Source organism: Micromonospora cremea (assembly GCF_900143515.1).
GTDB classification, from domain to species: Bacteria; Actinomycetota; Actinomycetes; order Mycobacteriales; family Micromonosporaceae; genus Micromonospora; species Micromonospora cremea.
Genome location: NZ_FSQT01000002.1, coordinates 3696452 through 3712345, shown reverse-complemented (window position 1 = coordinate 3712345; position 15894 = coordinate 3696452). Strand labels below are relative to the sequence as shown.

Genomic DNA, 15894 nt, shown 5'->3' with positions numbered 1-15894 from the left:
GTGGGCGCGGGTCAGCCCGGCCCGTCGACCGGCGCCGGGTCGGGTGCGGGCGCCGGGTCGTCGACGGTACGCACCGGGCCGGCGAACCACTTCCGGGCCGAGGCGTACCACCAGACGGCGACGACCAGCAGCACCCCGCCCACGGCCAGCGGCGCGTAGTTCACCGCCGACCAGGTGAACCCGTCGTTGCCGGGCACCCCGGCGGGCACGATCGGCAGCACGAAGTAGATCGCGATGACCGCGATCTCGATCACCGCGATCCAGCCGAGCAGCTTGTACTTCCGCCCGAGCGTCCACGGCCCGGGGACGAACCGGTCGCCCATCCGCAGGCGCAGCGCGATCGGGATGAGGAAGGACAGGTAGAGCCCGAGCACCGCGACGGAGACCACGGCGTAGAAGGCGATCGGGATGCCGGCGGAGCTCTCGTAGAGCGCCGGCAGGGTGAGCACCAGGCCGGCCAGCGTGGCGCCGATGATCGCGTTGACCGGGGTGCCGTTGCGGTCCACCCGGGACCAGAGTCGCCAGCCCGGCACGGCGCGGTCGCGGCTGAACGCGTACGCCATCCGGCTCATCGAGGTCACGCAGCTCATCCCGCAGAAGAACTGCCCGATGGTGGAGATGATGATGACGACCTTGAAGAAGACCGGGGTGAGCGCGGACTCGAAGATGGCGCCGGAGAAGCCGCCGGCCGCGTTGATCGCCTCGACGTCGGTGGCCGCGAAGAGGAACGCCAGCAGCAGGATCCAGCCGCCGACCGCCGAGTAGAAGATCGACTGCCAGAGCCCGCGGGCGGCCGCCTGCGAGGCGCCGCGCGTCTCCTCCGAGACGTGCGCGCAGGCGTCGAAGCCGGTGATCGTGTACTGGGTGAGCAGGAAGCCCAACGGCAGCACGTAGAACCAGAAGGTCAGCCCAGCGGTGTCCCCGTCGCCGAAGCCGGAGTTGTTGAACCGCTCGGTGAACACGAACTGGAAGCTCTGGTGGTTGTCCGGAACGAGGACCAGGATGGCCACCACGGCTGCCGCCCCGGCCACGTGCCACCAGACGGAGACGTTCTGCAGCACGTCGATGATCCGGTGCCCGAAGATGTTGATCAGCCCGTGCAGGACCAGGATGATCACGAAGAGGACGAACGCCTGGCGCAGCGTGCCGGCCCAGCCGTCGAAGAGCGCCGACAGGGTGAGGTTGAGGAAGGTCGCGCAGCCGTAGTCGACCGACGCGGTGACCGCGACCAGGCCGATCAGGTTCAACCAGCCGGTGAACCAGCCGTGCACCGGGCGGCCCATGGTCGCGGCCCACCAGTAGATCCCGCCGGCGGTCGGGTACGCGGATACCAGCTCGGCCATGCAGAAGCCGATGATCAGGATGAACAGCGAGATCAGCGGCCAGCCCCAGGAGATGGCGACCGGTCCCCCGTTGTTCCACGCCTGACCGAAGGTGGTGAAACAGCCGGCCAGGATCGAGATGATGGAGAACGAGATGGCGAAGTTGGAGAAGCCGCTCCACTTGCGGCGCAGCTCCTGTTTGTAGCCGAGTTCGGCGAGCCGGCGGGCGTCGTCGTCCATCGGGTGCTCGGCGGTCGGCACAGGCGTCGTGGCCACTGCACACCTCCCTGAGGTGATTCCGCGTACGAGTGCGCAAAGTGTCGTCCCGCCGATCAAGGTGGTCAATACGATGACGGTGGGAATCTCACCGTCGTCGCGGCTAATTACGTTGCCGTGTGGCCGGGCCGCCCGCATCCTTGACCTCGTGACCAGGCCCGATCGCGACGGGCCGACCCCCGGGCGCTCGGACCGCCCGGCACCGCGGCGGCGCGGGGCACGTCACCTCTCTCGCACCGGTACGGCGGGCTCCGCCGTGCCCCGACACCCGCCCCGCGCCGCCGCCCCCACCGCTGAGATGAGCAGGGACGGATCACGTCAGCAGCAGGCCGGCCAGCCAGAGCGCGGCGATGACGACGCCCGCGGCGAACTCGACCAGCATCGACAGGCCGGCGGCCTTGACCGCCTGCTTCGTGGACGGCCAGGCGAGCCGGTTGCTGCCGAGTCGCAGCCGCTCCGCCGCCCAGACCCCACCGACGAAACCGAGCACCAGCCCCACCACCGGCACCACGAAGAACCCGACGATCGCGAGCACCCCGCCGGCGAGCAGCGTGGACGTCGGCACTCCGGTGCGTTTCAGGTTCCGCCCGGGCCAGGCGTACTTGATGACGGTGCCGCCGGCGGCGACCAGCGTCGCGGCGGCGAACACCGCCCAGCCACCCGGGCCGGCGCCGCCGAAGATCGCCCAGACCAGCACCCCGCCCCAGCACAGCGGCAGCGCCGGCAGGCCGGGCACCACCACGCCGGCCAGCCCCGCCAGGATGGCCAACGCGGCCACCACCGTCACCGCCGTCTGCGAGTCGGTCACGCTCACGCTGTCACCTTCCGTAGCCGCCCTCGGGCCCGGCCAGGCCGGCGAAATCCCGGGCTCACGCTGCCGCCCCGCCACGCAGCCGGGAAGTGATCACTTCGGCTGGCGCCGGAGCGCCGAAGTACCGCCCCTGCCCGGTGTCGCAGCGCAGCGCTCGCAGCCGCTCGGCCTGCACACCGGTCTCCACGGCCTCGGCGGTGACCCACAGCTCCAGCGCGTGCGCCAGCCGGACCAGCGCGTCGACGATCCGCTCGTCGCGGTGGTCGGCGACGGCGTCCGTCCCGTCGGCGCGGATGCCCTCGACGAACGGGCCGGCCAGCTTCAGGCAGTGGATCGGCAGCCGCCGCAGGTATGCCAGGTTGGAGTACCCGGTGCCGAAGTCGTCCACCGCCAGCCGAACGCCGAGCGCGGCGAGCCGGTGCAGGCTGCGCAGCGGCTCGCCCGCGCTACCCATCACGGCGCTCTCGGTCAGCTCCAGTTGCAGCAGCTCCGCCGGCAGCCCGCTGGTGGCCAGCGCGTCGGCCACCGTCTCCACGATCGCCGGGTCGTCGGCCTGCCGGGCGGCCAGGTTGACGCTGACCACCAACCGGGCGTCGGGGAACTCCCGCCACCACCGCTCGGCGTCGCGGCAGGCCCGCCGCAGCACCCACTCACCGAGCCGGACGATCAGGCCGGTCTCCTCGGCCAGGCCGATGAACCGGTCCGGCCCGATCAGGCCCAGCTCCGGGTGCTCCCAACGGACCAGCGCCTCCACCGCGAGCATGGTGCCCTCCAGCAGCGACACGATCGGCTGGTAGTGCAGCACGAACTCGCCCCGGTCCAGCGCCGCCGGCAGCCCGGCGACCAGCGCCGACCGGGCGATGTCCCGGGCGCTGCGCTCCGGGTCGTAGACCGCCCACCGGCCCCGGCCCGCGGCCTTGGCCCAGTAGAGCGTGGTGTCCGCGGCCTTCATCAACTCCGAGGCGGTGGTCGCGGCGGCGGGGCAGTCCACGATGCCCACGCTGGCCGAGACGGCCAGTTGCTGGTCACCCACGTGCACCGGGGCGGCGACGGCGGCCAACGCGGCCTCCGCCACGGCCACCGCGTCGTCGAGGTCGTCCCCGCCGTCGACCAGGATGACGAACTCGTCGCCACCCATCCGGGCCACCAGGTGGCCATGGTCGGCCACGCACTCGGCCAGCCGCCGGCCGATGATCACCAACAGCCGGTCGCCGAGGTCGTGACCGAGGCTGTCGTTGATCGCCTTGAAGCCGTCCAGGTCGAGGAAGCACACCCCGACCCGCCGCTCGGGCCCGGCGGTGTCGAGGACCCGGCCCAGCGTCTCGAAGAACAGCGTGCGGTTGGGCAGCCCGGTCAGCGGGTCGTGCAGCGCCTGGAAGCGCAGCCGCTGCTGGAGCTCGTACCGCTCGGTGATGTCCTCGATCATCGCGACGGTGAACCGGGGCCGGCCGTCGTCGTGCCGGATCAACGAGACCGCCAGATCCGTCCAGACCACGCTGCCGTCCTTGCGGTGGTAGCGCTTCTCCACCCGGACCGAGTCCTGCTTGCCCTCGATCAGCTCCTGGTACAGCTCCCACATGCCGGCGGCGTCGTCGGCGTGGAACAACGCCGACACGTTGGTCTCACACAGCTCGCCGATCGAGTAGCCGAGCATGTCGGCGAACGCCTGGTTGGCGTCGATGATCCGGCCGTCCACGCCGGCGATGCCGATCCCGATGGCGGCGCCGGTGAAGACCGCCCGGAACCGCGCCTCGCTGTCGCGCAGCGCCTGCTCGACCTCGTCCCGCGCCTGCCATGCCGACCGGGCGATCCGCTCCTGCTGACTGAAGGTGCGGTCGCGCAGCGCACGGGCGAACCCGGCGGCCAGGCCGCCCTGCGCCGCCGCGATCCGCTCGGTCAGGTCCGCCGGCCCGTCGTCAGCGGCCAGCACCCGCCGGGGGAATTCCTCACCGAGGGCGCGCAGCGACCACTCGAGCGCCCGAGGCTCGGTGAGGTGCGCCTCCACCAGTGCCCGCCCGACCTCCTCGGCGGGGCGGGCGGAGAACGGCTCGGCCCGTACCGCCTGAGCCAGCCGGACGGTGTGCACCAGCAGCAGCCGCTCGGTCTCGGGCGCGCTGAGCGGCACGAAACCGAGGCGGCGTACCGCGCGGGCCCAGTCGGCGGCGTAGCCCTGGGCGTCACCCCGGCCGGCGTCGACCCCGGTCGGATCCGGGACGGCGGCCACGGGATCAGCCGGCGGGCTGGTCGTACCGGGCGACGCCTCCGAAGGCGCCGAACCGCTCCGGGTGCTCATCCACATCGGACGGTGAGTCCGGACGCCAGAGCGGCATGTGCACCACGCCCGGTTCGAGGACGGTCCAGTCGCCGAAGAAGCCGGTGACCTGCGCGCGGGAACGTAGGGTGATCTCGGTGTCCGTCCGCGAGGAGAGCCGCTGGGCGTCCAGCATCTCCTGCGGCTGGTCCTCGAAGGTGGAGTGGGAGATGACCAGGAAGCTGCCGGGCGCGGCGGCGGCCCGCAGGGTGGCCAGGATGTCCTCGGGCCGGTCGGCGTCCGGGATGAAGTGCACGACACCGGCCAGCAGGATGCCCATCGGCCGGCTGAAGTCGATCAGCCCCAGCTGGCGGGTCTCGGCCAGGATCCGCTCCGGGTCGCGCAGGTCGGCGTGGATCACCCCGGTCAGATCGTTGCCGGCGAGCAGTTCCCGGCTGTGCGCGACGGCAACCGGATCGATGTCGACGTAGACCACCCGGGCCTTGGGGTTCGCCCCCTGAGCCACCTCGTGCACGTTGCCCACGGTGGGAATTCCGGAGCCGATGTCGAGGAACTGCTCGATACCGGCGTCGAGCAGAGCCCGGACGGCCCGGCGGAGGAAATCCCGACCGGAGCGCATGGTGGCGGCGAGATTCGGGGTCATGCTGGCGATCTGCTCGGCCAGCCGACGGTCGATCTCGAAGTTGTGCGCCCCGCCCAGGAAGTAGTCGTACACCCGGGCCGCGCTCGGCCTGGTCAGATCGATCTCGGTCGGCAGTCCGTCCGGCATCAGCGTGCTCCCCAGTTCATCGCCGCGGCGCGGGACGGCACCGGCGTCGGCGGACACGCGCGACCACCGGTCGACCCGCGGGTCGTGTGGTGTCGACCACTCTAAGCCGCCGACTCCCGCGTCCGGGAGATCCCTTCACGCCCTTTTAGCGCTCAGGCGGCCGACTCCAGCAGCAGCGAGATGCCCTGCCCGACACCGATGCACATGGTGGCCAGGGCCCGCCGGCCGCCGCGACGGCGCAGTTCCAGGGCTGCGGTCAACGCGAGCCGAGCGCCGCTGGCGCCCAACGGGTGCCCCAACGCGATGGCGCCGCCGTTCGGGTTGACGTGCTCGGCGTCCGCGGGCAGCCCCAGCTCACGCAGCACCGCCACGGACTGCGCGGCGAAAGCCTCGTTCAGCTCCACCACGTCCACCGCGCTCAACTCGACGCCGGCGCGGTCGAGCAGCTTGCGGGTGGCCGGCACCGGGCCGATCCCCATGATCCGGGGTGGCACGCCAGCCGCCGCCGCGCCGCTGATGCGGGCCAGCGGGGTGAGGCCGTACCGGGCCACCGCGGCCTCGCCGGCCACCAGCAGCGCGACCGCACCGTCGTTGACGCCGGAGGAGTTGCCGGCGGTCACCGTGCCGCCCTCCCGGAACGGGGTGGGCAGCGCGGCAAGCTTCTCCAGCGAGGTCTCCCGAGGGTGCTCGTCGACCTCGACCAGCCGGGTCTCCCGGCGGCCGGCCGGCACCGAGACCGGCACGATCTCCTCGGCGAAGCGGCCGTCGGCCTGCGCCTTGGCCGCGCGCTGCTGCGAGCGGTACGCGAAGGCGTCCTGCTCGGACCGGCTGACGCCGTACTCGGCGGCCACGTTCTCCGCCGTCTCCGGCATCGAGTCGATCCCCCAGCCGTCGCGCATCAGCGGGTTGACCAGCCGCCAGCCCAGCGTGGTGTCGTACACCTCCGCCGAGCGGGAGTACGCCGACGTCGCCTTCGGCATCACGAACGGCGCCCGGCTCATGCTCTCCACCCCGCCGGCGACCACCAGCTCCGCGTCCCCGGCCACGATGGAGCGGGCGGCGGTGGCGAGAGCGTCCAGCCCGGAGCCGCAGAGCCGGTTGACCGTGCTGCCAGGCACGTCCTCGGGCAGGCCGGCCAGCAGCGCCGCCATCCGGGCCACGTTGCGGTTGTCCTCGCCGGCCTGGTTGGCGCAGCCGAGCACGACGTCGTCCACCCGGGCCCAGTCCACCGACGGGTGCTGGGCGACCAGCTCGCGGATCACGTGCGCGGCCAGGTCGTCGGGACGGACACCGGCCAGCGCGCCGGCGTACCGGCCGATCGGGGTGCGGACACCGGCCACCAGGTATGCCACGGTCATCGCGAGTCCTTCGGGGTGGAGACGGCGGGGGGGGGTGGAGGCGCCCACCGGGGTCGTGCGGGCTACCAGCCGCCAGGATATCCGCGCCCACAGCGGATAGGTTGACGGCATGGCTCGGGCCCAGTTCAGCGCAGAGACCAGTGGCGGCGGCGCGTTCGTCCGCCAGCCCAACCGGTTCGCCGGCCGGGTCACCCCGGACTCGACCTCCCCGCCCGGCGGTGGCCCGGACGAGCAGGACCGCTGGCCGCTGGAGGCGGGCCGCTACCGACTGATCTGGTGCCGCGCCTGCCCGTGGGCGCACCGGGCCCGGATCGTGCGCGGGCTGCTCGGGCTGGACGACGCGATCTCGCTGGGCACCGTCGACCCGATCCGGGACGAGCGGGGCTGGGCGTTCGCCCTCGACCCGGACGGCTTCGACCCGGTGCTCGGCGTCAGCTTCCTCTCCGAGGCGTACCTGGCGACCGACCCGGACTACACCGGCCGGGTGACCGTGCCGGCGCTGGTCGACACGCTGACCGGCCGGGTGGTCACCAACGACTACCCGCAGCTCACCCTCGACCTGTCCACCGAGTGGCGGCGTCTGCACGCCCCCGACGCCCCGGATCTGTACCCGGTCGAGCTGCGCCCCGAGATGGACGCGCTGATGGCCGAGATCCACACTGACGTCAACAACGGCGTCTACCGGTGCGGCTTCGCCACCTCCCAGGAGGCGTACGACGAGGCGTTCCGGGCGCTCTTCGCCCGGCTGGACGCGCTCTCCGAGCGGCTGGCCGGGCAGCGCTACCTGATGGGCGACGCGATCACCGAGGCCGACGTGCGGCTGTTCACCACGCTGGTCCGCTTCGACGCCGCGTACCACGGGCACTTCAAGTGCAACCGGCAGAAGCTGACCGAGATGCCGGTGCTCTGGGCGTACGCCCGGGACCTGTTCCAGACCCCGGGCTTCGGCGAGACGGTGGACTTCGACCACATCAAGCGGCACTACTACGGCACCCACCGGGAGATCAACCCGAGCGGCATCGTGCCGCTCGGGCCCGACGAGTCCGGCTGGACCACGCCGCACGGGCGTGGCTGAGCCGGGCCGGTCCGGCACCACGACCGCACCGGCAGCCCGGGCGGACGTCGCGCGCCGGGCCGCCGGGTGGGCCTCCGCCGGGTCGGGGCTGGCCGGTGCGGTCGCGGTGGTGGTCGCGGTGCTCTCCGGTTCCGGGCCGTGGCTCACCGGGTACGTCAGCGAGGCGGGCACCGCCGACGGCGGCCACGCCGCGACGTACCGGATCGGGATCCTCGCACTGGCCGGCTCGCTGCTGCTGCTCGCCGCGGCCCTGCCCCCCGGGGTGCGGGCGGCGCCGGCGCTGCTCGCCGCCGGTGCCCTGTTCACCGCCGCGTCCGGGGCGGTGACCTGCTCCGCCGGCTGCCCGCTGCCGCCGTTCGAGCGGGCCACGGCGGCGGACCTCGTGCACGGCGGCGCGAGCATCGCGGCGACCGCGTCGGTGGTCTTCGCGATGGTCGCGCTCGCCGTGTCCGGCCCGGCCGGCCGGACGGTACGCCGGCTGGCCGGCGGGGCCGGGGCGCTGAGCCTCCCGCTGTGCGCCTCGGTGGGGCTGGCCATGCTCGTGATCGGCCGGGGCGCCGTGGTGGGCGTGCTGGAGCGCCTGATCCTCGCGCTGGCGATCCTGTGGGGTCTCACCACCGCCATCGCGCTCGCCCTCACCCGCCGGTAAGGAAGGGCACCTTTAACGCCTCGTGTATAGGAAGGGCCCCTTTCAACGGCTGATCAGCGGGCATGTAAGGAGCGTCACGTGGATCGTTCCTTGCGACGGCCAGCCATCGGCGTATCGTCGGCTGGCGATGACCAATGTCTGGGACCTCACCGTTCGCCTGTATGTCGATCTTCGACTGCAGGCCAGCGGCATCTGTCCGGCGTAGCTGCGCTCCTTCGCCTACCCCGTTCAGACCAGACCATTGGATAGACCCTCATGCCTTTCGGCCTGCGCAAGATTCCCTTCTCCGTGCAGATCCTGCTCGGCCTCGTGCTCGGCGTGGCGCTCGGCTTCCTGGCCCGCACCAACGACCTGAGCTGGCTGACCAGCACCCTGCACACCGTCGGCGGCCTCTTCATCCAGCTGCTCAAGCTGGCCGTGCCGCCCCTGGTCTTCACCGCCATCGTGGTCAGCGTGGTCAGCCTGCGCGGCGTGGCCAACGCCGCCCGGCTCGCGCTGAAGACCCTGCTGTGGTTCGGCATCACCGCACTGATCTCGGTCGCCATCGGCATCGGCCTCGGCCTGCTCACCAACCCGGGCAAGGGCGTGACCCTCGACCTGGGCGGTGCGGCACCGCCGAAGAACACCGGCTCGTGGACGGACTTCCTCACCGGCATCGTGCCCACCAACCCGGTCGGGGCGTTCGTCGAGGGCAACGTGCTCCAGATCGTCTTCCTCGCCCTCGTGGTCGGCGCCGCGGCACTGCTGGTGGGTGACGCCGCCGAGCCGTTCGTGGCGCTGAACCGCTCGCTGCTGGAGATCGTCCAGAAGGCGCTCTGGTGGGTCATCCGGCTCGCCCCGATCGGCACGCTCGGCCTGATCGGCAATGCCGTCGCCTCGTACGGCTGGGACCTGCTGGCCCCGCTGGCCAAGTTCACCACCGCCGTCTACGTCGGCTGCGCCATCGTGCTGTTCGTGGTCTACCCGCTGGTGCTGATCACCGCCGGCCGGCTCAACCCGCTGCGCTTCTTCGCCGGCGCCTGGCCGGCGATCGAGCTGGCCTTCGTGTCCCGCTCCTCGGTGGGCACCATGCCGGTGACCCAGCGCTCGGTCGAGCGGCTCGGCGTGCCCCGCGAGTACGCCTCGTTCGCGGTGCCGTTCGGCGCCACCACGAAGATGGACGGCTGCGCCGCGATCTACCCGGCACTGGCCGCGATCTTCGTGGCGCAGGTGTTCGGCGTGCACCTCGGCATCACCGACTACCTGCTGATCGCCTTCGTCTCGGTGGTCGGCTCGGCAGCCACCGCCGGCCTGACCGGCGCGATCGTGATGCTCACCCTCACCCTGAGCACGCTGGGCCTGCCGCTGGCCGGCGCCGGCCTGCTGCTGGCCATCGACCCGATCCTGGACATGGTCCGCACCGCCACCAACGTGGCCGGGCAGGCGCTGGTGCCGACCGTGGTCGCCGCCCGCGAGGGCACCCTCGACCGGGCCGCGTACGAGGCGGCCGGCCGGCGGGACCTGACCGACCCGGAGCCGGTCACGGACAGCCGGCCCGAGCGGCGGGACGAGCTGACCCCCCTCCCCGCCTGACCAGTTCTCACCGACGACGACGGGCCCCTCCGCGGGGGCCCGTCGCCGTTTCCGAGAGGATGACTGAATGAGCTCCCTGTTCACGCCGCTCGCCCTGCGCGCGGTCACCCTGCCCAACCGGATCGCCATGGCGCCGATGTGCCAGTACACCGCCGGTCCGGACGGTCTGCCCACCGACTGGCACCTGATCCACCTCGGCAGCCGGGCGGTCGGCGGGGTCGGGCTGGTGCTGACCGAGGCGACCGCCGTGCTGCCGGAGGGCCGGATCAGCCCGCAGGACACCGGGCTGTGGTCCGGCGCACACGTGGACGCGTGGCGTCCGGTGACCGCGTTCGTCGCCGGTCACGGCGCGGTGCCCGCGGTCCAGCTCGCGCACGCCGGGTTCAAGGCCTCCACGTACCGGCCGTGGGCCCCGAGCCGCGGCGGCGTGCCGGACGCCGAGGGCGGCTGGAGGCCGGTCGGCCCCGGGTCCGAGCCGTTCGTCGCCGACTACCGGGTGCCGACCGCCCTCGACGCGGCCGGCATCGACGGTGTGGTCGAGGCGTTCGCCACCGCCGCCGAACGCGCCCTGGCCGCGGGCTTCGCGGCCGTGGAGATCCACGCCGCGCACGGCTACCTGCTGCACGAGTTCCTCTCGCCGCTGACCAACCACCGCACCGACTCCTACGGCGGCGACCGGGCCGCCCGGATGCGGCTCACCCTGGAGGTGGCCCGCGCGGTGCGCGCCGCGGTCGGCGAGAACGTCCCGGTGCTCACCCGGATCTCCGCCACCGACTGGGTCGAGGGTGGCTGGACGATCGAGGACAGCGTGGTGCTCGCCGGCGAGCTGGCCGGTGTCGGCGTGGACCTGGTCGACGCCTCTTCCGGAGGCGTACGCCCGGACGCCCGCATCCCGCTCGGCCCCGGCTACCAGGTGCCGCTGGCCGCCCGGATCCGCCGCGAGGCCGGCGTGCCGACCGGCGCGGTCGGCCTGATCGTCGAGCCGGAGCAGGCCGAGCAGATCGTCGCCGGCGGCGAGGCCGACCTGGTGCTGCTCGGCCGGGAGTTGCTGCGCGACCCGTACTGGCCGCGCCGGGCAGCCGCGAAGCTCGGCGTCGCGTACACCGGGCCCGCCCAGTACGCCCGCGCCAACTGATCCCCGCCGTTCGGGCGGCTGCCTGGCAGGGCAGCCGCCCGAACGTCAGCCGGCCAGGTGCGACCAGTCGCCCTCGAGGTCCCGCCAGGCACCCTGGGCGGCCACCGTGCCGCCGAGCAGCACCACCACGTGGTCGGCGCGGACCAGCGCGGCGCGCTTCGCGGTCGAGCCGACCACCGTCACCCCGTGGGCGCGCAGCGCCTGCCACAGCGCCAGCTCGGTGGTGACGTCCAGCGCCGACGACACGTCGTCGGCGACCAGCAGTTCGGTACGCGGCGCCAGCGCCCGGGCCAGCGCCAGCCGCTGCAGCTGGCCTCCGGAGAGCCGGGTGCCCTTGTGCCCGATGAGCAGGCCCAGCCCGCCGCCTGCGGCGGCGAGGTCGTGGTCGAGCTGGGCGGTGCTGACCGCCCCGGCCGCGTCCACCTGGTGGCCGAGCGCGATGTTGTCGGCCACCGTGCCGGAGAGCACCCGGGGCAACTGGCCGACGTAGCCGACCTGGTTGGGGCGCAGGAACAGCTCCGGCTCGGTGACCGGGTCACCGTTCCAGGACAGCTCCCCGGTGTGGTGCACGATCCCGGCCAACGCCCGCAGCAGCGACGACTTGCCCGAGCCGACCGGCCCGACGACCAGAACGAGCTGCCCGCGTTGCACGGTCAGGTCCACGTCCCGGACGGCCACCGTGCCGTCGGAGTGCACCACGCCGAAACCGCGCAGCTCCAGCCGGCGTAGCGGGTGCCGGGGCGGCGGGGTCGGCGCGGGCGCCGTCCCGGCGGCCAGGTCGACCGCGGGCACCCCCGCCGAGTACCCGCCCACCCCGGTCATCGCCACCGTGCGCCGGGTCCAGACCCGCGCGGAGGGCAGCTGGGAGATCAACGACGCGGTGGTCCAGGCGAACCAGCGGGCCGCGCCGAGGGTGGAGACGGCCACGAGCACCGCCCCGGCGGAGAGCTCACCGGTCAGGTAGAGCGCCCACGCGCCGATCGGTAGCAGGCCGCTGGCCACCGACGGCGTGGAACGCGACCACACCTGCACCGAGATCTCCCGCCGCTGCCGGTCGCTGCGCAGCACGTCCAGATCGGCGAGGTGGCGTAGCACCGCCGCGGTCGCGCCGGCGAGCTTCACCGTCCGCGCCGCGGAGAGCGCGGAGACCAGCGCGGTGGCGAAGGCGGCCCGCGCCGCCACCGTCGCCCGGGCCGCCCGTTCGAGCTTCGGCCCGAACAGCGTCGCGGCCAGCCCGGAGACGACCATCGTGCCGAGGAAGAACAGCGCCGGTACGACGCTGCCGGTGACCGCCGTCATGGCGACCACCAGGACCAGCGCGACGGCCTGGTCCAGCACGTTGTCGGCGAGCTGGACCACCCGCTCGGTGTCACCGCCCTGCGCCACCACCTCGGCCGGGGTGTGCGAGCTGACCCGGCGCGGCCCGGTCTGGCCGTGCACCAGGCGCAGGCCGATCCGCAGCATCTGCCGTACCCACCACTGCGGGAACCAGACGTGGGTGTAGAACGGCAGCGGCAGGGTGACCAGCAGCCCGGCCACGATCCCCAGGGCCGGCAGGTACGGGTTGCCGGTCCCGTCGACCAGGTCGGCCCAGAGCCAGGGCAGCACCGGGCCATCCAGCCCGAGCAGGGAGAGCCCGAGGAACAGCGCGATCGCGGCCAGCCCGTACCGGGGGTCGTTGGTGCAGAGTCGGACGATCTCCCGCAGCGTCCGGGCCGGCGGAACGGGCGGCAGTGGCGGCGGGTCGGCACGTTTCGGCTCGACCGGCTCGACCGGCCCGACCGGCGCGGTCACCGGCCCGCTCGGCCAGGCATCGGCCGGGTCGGGGCCGACCAGCAGGTCGGTGCCGGCGCCGCTGCGGCCGGCCGGCACCACTGCGGCGTACGCGGCGGCGTGGCTGGTCGCGAGCAGCTCGGCGAAGCGCGTCGACGTTTCCAGCGGCCCGGCCTCGACCACCGCGCCGTCGGCCAGCACCACCACCTCGTCGCAGCGGCGCACGGAGGAGAGCCGGTGCGCGATGACGATGCCGATCCGGTCGCGCAGCAGCCGCTCGGTGGCCCGCTGCACCCGTGCCTCGGTGACCGGGTCCAACCGTGCGGTGGCCTCGTCGAGGATCACCACGTGCGGGTCGCGGACCAGGATCCGGGCGAACGCCACCAGCTGCTCCTGACCGGCGGAGAGCACGTGCCCGCCCTCTCCCAGCCGGGTCGCCAGCCCGTCCGGCAGTTCGGCGATCCAGCCGGCCAGGCCCAGCTCGTCGAGCGCTCGGGCTGCGGCGTCGAGCAGTTCCGGGTCGAAGAGCGCGACGTTCTCGGCGAGCGTGCCGGCCAGGATCTCGGTGCGCTGCGGCACCAGCGCCACCCAGCGGCGCAGCTGCTCGACGTCGAGGTCGCACAGGTCGGTGCCGCCGAGGAAGACCGTTCCCGGCGGCACGTCGACGGCCCTGGTGAGCACCTTCGCCAGGGTCGACTTGCCCGAGCCGGTCCGCCCGATCAGCGCGTACGAGCGGCCACGCGCGAAGGTGAGGCTGACCCCGCGCAGCGCGGCCCCCCGGCCGCTCTCCGGCCCACTCACCTGGTACCCGAACGTCAGGTCGCGGATGCGCAGGTCACCGTCGGTCGGGCTGGCCCCGCCGAGGGGCTCCTGCCGGGCCTTCTGGAGCAGTTGCACCCGGGCCCACGCGCCGAGGGCCTCCTGGAGCTCCGGCACCATCCGGCTGACGTGTTCCGCGGTGGCACCGAAGGCGAGGGCGAGCAGCCAGATGGCGGTGAGGCGGGCAGCGTCGATCCGGTCGGTGGCCAACGCCCAGGCACCGCCGAGCACGACCACCCCGATGCCGCCCCGGATCGTCGCGGTGGCGGCCGCAGCCACCCGGGCGGACAACACCCAGACCAGACGCCCCCGGGACAGCACGGCGGCGGCCCGCCGGGCGTACAGCCGCAGCACGTACGGCCGGGCCAGACTGGTGCGTACGTCGTCCTGGCCGTGCACCGCCTCCTCCATCACCGCGGCCAGGTCCGACCATGCCTCCTCCTCGGCCATCCGGGCCGGACCGATCCGCGCCGTGGGCCGGCGCAGGCCGACGGCGAGCACCACCGTGAGCAGCAGCATCGCGATCCCGGCCGGCCACCACACGGCCAGCGCGACGACCATCGACAGCAGGCCGACGCAGAGGCCCTGGGCGAGCCGGGTGCCCTGGTTGCGGACCGCCGACGCCACCTGGTAGACGTCCCCGTCGATGCGGTCGAGCAGCTCACCCACGGGGGTGGTCTCCAGGGTGGGCAGGTCCTGCCCGAGCGCGACCCGGCAGAGCCGCCGACGCACGTCGGCGGACCAGTCGGCGGTCAGGCCGGCCATCAGCAGGCTCACCGCCAGATCGGTGAGCACCACGGCGACCAGCGCCGCGGCCAGTACGGCGAAGAAGCCGGCCGAGCGATGCACCAGCACCGCCCCCGCCAGCGCCGACGCGCCCGCCTGGCCGGCGGCGCCGAGCACGATCAGGACGGCGACGATCGTCAGGCGACGTGGTGAAGTGCCCCACAGATCACGGAGCAGGCGCATCGGTGTCCTCCGGACGTGGGTGGCGGAGAATCCAGCGTGCCTGTTGCGCCCCTCCCCCTCAACCGATTTACCCGCTCTGAGCAGGGCTTCCGGTCAGGCCCGGGCAACCCGACGGACGATACCGAGCAGCGCCTCCCGCACGTCGTCGATCGGGCCGGTCGGGTCGAAGGACCAGCCGGTCACGGCCACCACCGGACCCTCCCCGGACAGCGCCGAGGGGACGGTGGGCGCTGCGGTCCCCAACCCGTCGGTGGTCCCCGTCCGCAGTGATCCCGCGCTGGGTACGGCAAGCCCCGATCGGCGGCAATCATGGGCTCGTCCGGCCCCTGCGCTGTGTCCGGCAAGCCCGGGTCGACCGGCGATCATGATCCGTCCGACCCTGCGCTGTTTCCGGCAGGCCCGGATCGGACGGCGATCGTGATCCGTCCCGATTCTTGCGCCAAGTGCGGTGAGTCCCATCCCGTCGGGTTCGTAGTTCGCGCTGAGCCCTGCGCCCTTAACGCATCCCGCCGACGGCCGCCGGCCCGGCCCATGCGGTGAATGTGGCCAGGCCACCGCCTCGGGACGGTCGGTGTTGTGAGCGGTATACCTGTGAGTCATACATATGCCTCTGAGGTATACCGCTCGCTGGCCACCTCGCCCCCGGATCGCCTTCGCCCGGGATGATCGACTTCGACCTCGCCGATATTGCGGTATCCACGGCCACCGGATACCCCGACATCGGCGATATCGAGTCGATCAACCCCCAACAGGCCCATCCGATGCCGGGCAGCCGATTGGACAGCCCCTCCGGATCGAGCCGAGCCCTCGGGCGGACGGCCTGATGGAAACGGCTCGCCGATCTCGTGCCGGATGTCCGGTATCGGGGGTGTCTGGCCTGTGACCGGCCGCACCCGTGGGCTGGAATCGTGGCCGGCCCGGGGTCGTTACACACCCTGACGATCGCAGCACCACCGGCCCGCCACCCCGCCTCGGGGTTGGGATGGCAGCCAGGCGGGTTGGAATGCCCGCGGGTGCGCGGTCGTTGCAGACTCCCTGAACGACCGCACCAGCACCTGATCTACCGGGTGTCGACGGATGGGCCAGCCCCGGAA

11 protein-coding genes are annotated in these 15894 nt (G+C 73.1%); 5 read left to right on the top strand and 6 right to left on the bottom strand.

From position 1 onward, the window contains the following. Positions 1 to 11 precede the first annotated feature (11 nt). The 5 genes from BUS84_RS30890 to pcaF all read right to left on the bottom strand — a co-directional run bounded on the left by BUS84_RS30890 (position 12) and on the right by pcaF (position 6808). On the bottom strand, positions 12 to 1598 hold the full coding sequence (locus BUS84_RS30890) for an amino acid permease (protein WP_074317862.1): 1587 nt from the start codon (positions 1596 to 1598) through the stop codon (positions 12 to 14). Positions 1599 to 1911: 313 nt separating this feature from the next. Then, the gene (locus BUS84_RS30885) at positions 1912 to 2412 is read right to left on the bottom strand and encodes a DUF456 domain-containing protein (protein WP_074317860.1); all 501 of its coding nucleotides are present in this window, start codon (positions 2410 to 2412) and stop codon (positions 1912 to 1914) included. Positions 2413 to 2467: 55 nt separating this feature from the next. Then, positions 2468 to 4633 (bottom strand): putative bifunctional diguanylate cyclase/phosphodiesterase, encoded by a 2166-nt coding sequence (locus tag BUS84_RS30880; protein ID WP_074317859.1) that lies wholly within the window; start codon positions 4631 to 4633, stop codon positions 2468 to 2470. A gap of 4 nt (positions 4634 to 4637) precedes the next feature. After that, positions 4638 to 5450, bottom strand: coding sequence for an SAM-dependent methyltransferase (locus tag BUS84_RS30875; RefSeq protein WP_074319228.1), 813 nt, complete (start codon positions 5448 to 5450; stop codon positions 4638 to 4640). Between the two features lie 152 nt (positions 5451 to 5602). Further along, complete coding sequence (pcaF, locus tag BUS84_RS30870) at positions 5603 to 6808, bottom strand: 3-oxoadipyl-CoA thiolase (RefSeq protein ID WP_074317857.1); 1206 nt, start codon at positions 6806 to 6808, stop codon at positions 5603 to 5605. A 109-nt stretch (positions 6809 to 6917) separates the two neighbouring features. Here pcaF and BUS84_RS30865 point away from each other — a divergent pair, with 109 nt between their 5' ends. From BUS84_RS30865 to BUS84_RS30845, 4 genes are all read left to right on the top strand, one after another. Continuing rightward, entirely contained in the window at positions 6918 to 7883 is a 966-nt protein-coding gene (locus BUS84_RS30865; RefSeq protein ID WP_074317855.1) for a glutathione S-transferase family protein, read from the top strand. Beyond that, a complete protein-coding gene (locus BUS84_RS30860) occupies positions 7876 to 8532 on the top strand; it encodes a DUF998 domain-containing protein (RefSeq protein WP_074317853.1) in 657 nt (218 codons plus the stop codon). The genes BUS84_RS30865 and BUS84_RS30860 overlap by 8 nt, the downstream gene beginning before the upstream one ends. 267 nt (positions 8533 to 8799) lie before the next feature. Beyond that, positions 8800 to 10104 (top strand): dicarboxylate/amino acid:cation symporter, encoded by a 1305-nt coding sequence (locus BUS84_RS30850; protein WP_208869945.1) that lies wholly within the window; start codon positions 8800 to 8802, stop codon positions 10102 to 10104. A 67-nt stretch (positions 10105 to 10171) separates the two neighbouring features. After that, positions 10172 to 11239: an NADH:flavin oxidoreductase/NADH oxidase gene (locus tag BUS84_RS30845; RefSeq protein WP_074317846.1), complete on the top strand. Its 1068-nt coding sequence runs from the start codon at positions 10172 to 10174 to the stop codon at positions 11237 to 11239. 45 nt (positions 11240 to 11284) lie between these two features. Here BUS84_RS30845 and BUS84_RS30840 read toward each other — a convergent pair whose 3' ends face one another. Next, positions 11285 to 14800 carry an ABC transporter ATP-binding protein/permease gene (locus BUS84_RS30840; RefSeq protein WP_074317844.1) on the bottom strand — a complete coding sequence of 1172 codons (3516 nt, stop codon included), beginning with the start codon at positions 14798 to 14800 and terminating at the stop codon, positions 11285 to 11287. 662 nt (positions 14801 to 15462) lie between these two features. On the opposite strand from BUS84_RS30840, the gene BUS84_RS38425 reads away from it, so the two are divergent. Beyond that, the gene (locus tag BUS84_RS38425) at positions 15463 to 15624 is read left to right on the top strand and encodes a hypothetical protein (RefSeq protein ID WP_159451046.1); all 162 of its coding nucleotides are present in this window, start codon (positions 15463 to 15465) and stop codon (positions 15622 to 15624) included. Positions 15625 to 15894 lie beyond the last annotated feature (270 nt).